This window comes from Streptomyces himastatinicus ATCC 53653, from assembly GCF_000158915.1.
Classification (GTDB): Bacteria; Actinomycetota; Actinomycetes; order Streptomycetales; family Streptomycetaceae; genus Streptomyces; species Streptomyces himastatinicus.
On sequence record NZ_GG657754.1, the window covers coordinates 2,794,802 to 2,797,006 of the forward strand.

Annotated in this window: 5 protein-coding genes; 3 read left to right on the top strand and 2 right to left on the bottom strand. The window is 67.1% G+C overall.

What is annotated here, in order from left to right; all coding sequences use genetic code 11:
• The first annotated feature begins 279 nt into the window (after positions 1-279).
• Complete coding sequence (locus SSOG_RS11205; protein ID WP_009714336.1) at positions 280-519, top strand: hypothetical protein; 240 nt, start codon at positions 280-282, stop codon at positions 517-519.
• On the opposite strand, the gene SSOG_RS11210 is transcribed toward SSOG_RS11205, so the two are convergent.
• On the bottom strand, positions 506-1,027 hold the full coding sequence (locus tag SSOG_RS11210) for a pyridoxamine 5'-phosphate oxidase family protein (RefSeq protein ID WP_009714337.1): 522 nt from the start codon (positions 1,025-1,027) through the stop codon (positions 506-508). The genes SSOG_RS11205 and SSOG_RS11210 overlap by 14 nt on opposite strands.
• Before the next feature lie 236 nt (positions 1,028-1,263).
• On the opposite strand from SSOG_RS11210, the gene SSOG_RS54765 reads away from it, so the two are divergent.
• Positions 1,264-1,614 (top strand): hypothetical protein, encoded by a 351-nt coding sequence (locus SSOG_RS54765; RefSeq protein WP_208867347.1) that lies wholly within the window; start codon positions 1,264-1,266, stop codon positions 1,612-1,614.
• A 97-nt stretch (positions 1,615-1,711) separates the two neighbouring features.
• Positions 1,712-2,047, top strand: coding sequence for a Uma2 family endonuclease (locus SSOG_RS54770; RefSeq protein ID WP_050799842.1), 336 nt, complete (start codon positions 1,712-1,714; stop codon positions 2,045-2,047).
• A gap of 29 nt (positions 2,048-2,076) precedes the next feature.
• Here SSOG_RS54770 and SSOG_RS55880 read toward each other — a convergent pair.
• Positions 2,077-2,205, bottom strand: a 129-nt coding sequence (locus SSOG_RS55880) for a mycothiol-dependent nitroreductase Rv2466c family protein (RefSeq protein WP_039937214.1), incomplete at its 5' end; no start/stop codon positions are given.

A 2,205-nucleotide genomic window follows, 5' to 3' on the forward strand; every position in this document is an offset into this window, starting at 1 on the left:
GCCGCAGCCTGCTCATCAGTCAAAAACTCCACCGGCACGCGCCAGACGGTAGCCACGGGCCGAACCGCTCACGCGATCTTTGGACGAAGGCCCGCGAAGCGCGGACCGCTGTGCTAGGCGACCAAGATCAGCGCTAAGCGCTAATGGGTATTCCGTTGTTCCCCGAGGCCGGCGAGTCCCGTAAGTTCACGCAAACTGAAGGGTTCTCGGTGGGAACTCAAGGGTCCGTCGTCGTGCTCTGCGGAGTTGCTTCCGTGGGTTCGGGGCCAACTCGCGACCTTGCCGTTCCTGGTCCCCTGGACCGGCAAGACGCCGAGCGGCCCCCTGCTCGAACGCAGCGAAGCGGAGTTGAGAGCTTGGGGGCGGGGCAACCTCGGGTCGCTTCTGTACCGGCGGGCGCTGGGCGAGGCCGTCGCCACGGCGCTGGCGGTACGCGACGGCGCGCCGTCGACCGGCCCCGCACCCACGTACGCGCAGGTGCAGGCCCTCGTCGACGGGCCCGGCGTCACGTGCCGGTGAGCTTGACGAGGTCGGGGGCGTAGACGGTCATCCAGTGCGGGTTCAGCCGGTAGTAGACGACCTCGCGGTTCCAGTCGAAGGCGTCGTCGTCGCCGTAGAAGTCCTTCAAGTAGGCGAGGAGTTCCTGCCAGCCGGCCGTGGTCTCGGCGTCCTCGGGGTTCAGCTCCTCCACCGTGCCGTGGGTGAACACGCCGAGGTCCTCGCCGCGCATGTGCGCGACGCTGGCGGCCGGACGGGCCGCGAGATGACGGGCCTTGGAGGCGTTGCGCGCCGTGCCGAAGTGCCACCGGCCGTGCAGGAAGTGCCCGTCGGCGCCGCTGATCCGCGGTTCGCCCTTTGCGGTCACCGTGGAGAGGGCGAGCGTGCACATGCCGGTGAGGACCCCGGTGAGCTGCGCCGCCGTGATGGTGCGGCCCTCGACGATCGAGCGGAGGTGTGCGGTCGAGCCGGAGAGGGAGGAGTCGAGGAGGGACTGGAGCTTGTTGAGTTCTTCTGGGGTTTCGCGCATACGTCCATCGTCGGCCGTAAACCCGACACCCTCTGTCGTCGTTGATGAAGCAGCGGTGAGGTTGCTCCGCGCGGGTTGCGCTCGGTGCTGCGTGGATGGCAACAGGTGGGGGACGAACGCCGGGACATGTTCATGTATTCGCGGTTGATTGACGAGCTGTGATGCCGTTGGTCCTGCTGTCAGGCCGCACGACGCGGTGTTCCCTTGAACTGATTGAGCAGCCATGATGTGCCGCCGTGACGGATTTCGTGGTTCCTCTCGCCATCGCAGTGATCGGGTTAGTGGCAACCGGCTTGGGAGCGGTTGTTGGGGCGCGGGCAGCTAAGTTCGGCGCGGAAAAGAACGCCGAAGCCGTCCGGCGGCAAGTACAGGACCAAGGTGCCGTCGAGCACGGTCACTGGATGCGCCAAGAACGCCTCAACACCTACGAGAGCTTTCTTGAAGCCTGGGATGAGTGCCTGCGCCTCTCCCGAGGATCTGCTAACGCCGACTCCAAGTCGCGTCAATCCGGGCCAAGTTCTTTTCCTGAGGGCGATGCCGAGTGCTCGGCTGCCTGTTCCAGTAGTGCCCGTGCGGAGTCCGCGTAGCGCATCGCGGTCTTCTCGTCGAGCCCGAACACCTCGGCGAGGTGAAGCGGATCGGGCCCGTGGGTCAGGGCCTCTTCGAGTAACGGGCGATTCCCGGTTGTTCATCCCCGACATCGCCGTCGCCGATCGCGCCGCCGTTTCCCGTGGCACCCTGGCCGTGCCGCTGGAGGCGGTGCTGCTGCTGGTGGAGATCGTGTCTCCGTGGAACCAGTCCACCGACCGCATCCTCAAGCCGGCGCTCTACGCCCAGGCGAAGGTGCCCGCCTTCTGGCGGGTGGAGCGGGAGCCCGAGGTGCGTGTGGTCGTGCATGAGCTGGAGGCCGACACCTACCGCGAAGTCGCCACGGTCACCGGCAAGGAGTCCGTCCAGGTCGCCGGGGAGTTCACCGTCGACCTGGACGTTGCCGCGCTGCTCGGTGACTTGGAACGCTGAGGCGGCGATTCCGCCGTACCCATCGGGGCTCAGCTGAAGTCGAGGCCGCCGGTGCGGGTGCGCTTCAGCTCGAAGAAGTCCGGGTAGCCCGCGAGCAGTCGCGCGCCGTCGAAGATCCGTACGGCGTCGTCGCCGCGGGGGATCGAGGAGAGGACCGG

What these genes read in the sequence shown, in the direction of transcription:
- SSOG_RS11210 (WP_009714337.1), bottom strand. Translation starts at nt 1,027, where the DNA reads ATGCGCGAAACCCCAGAAGAACTCAACAAGCTCCAGTCCCTCCTCGAC.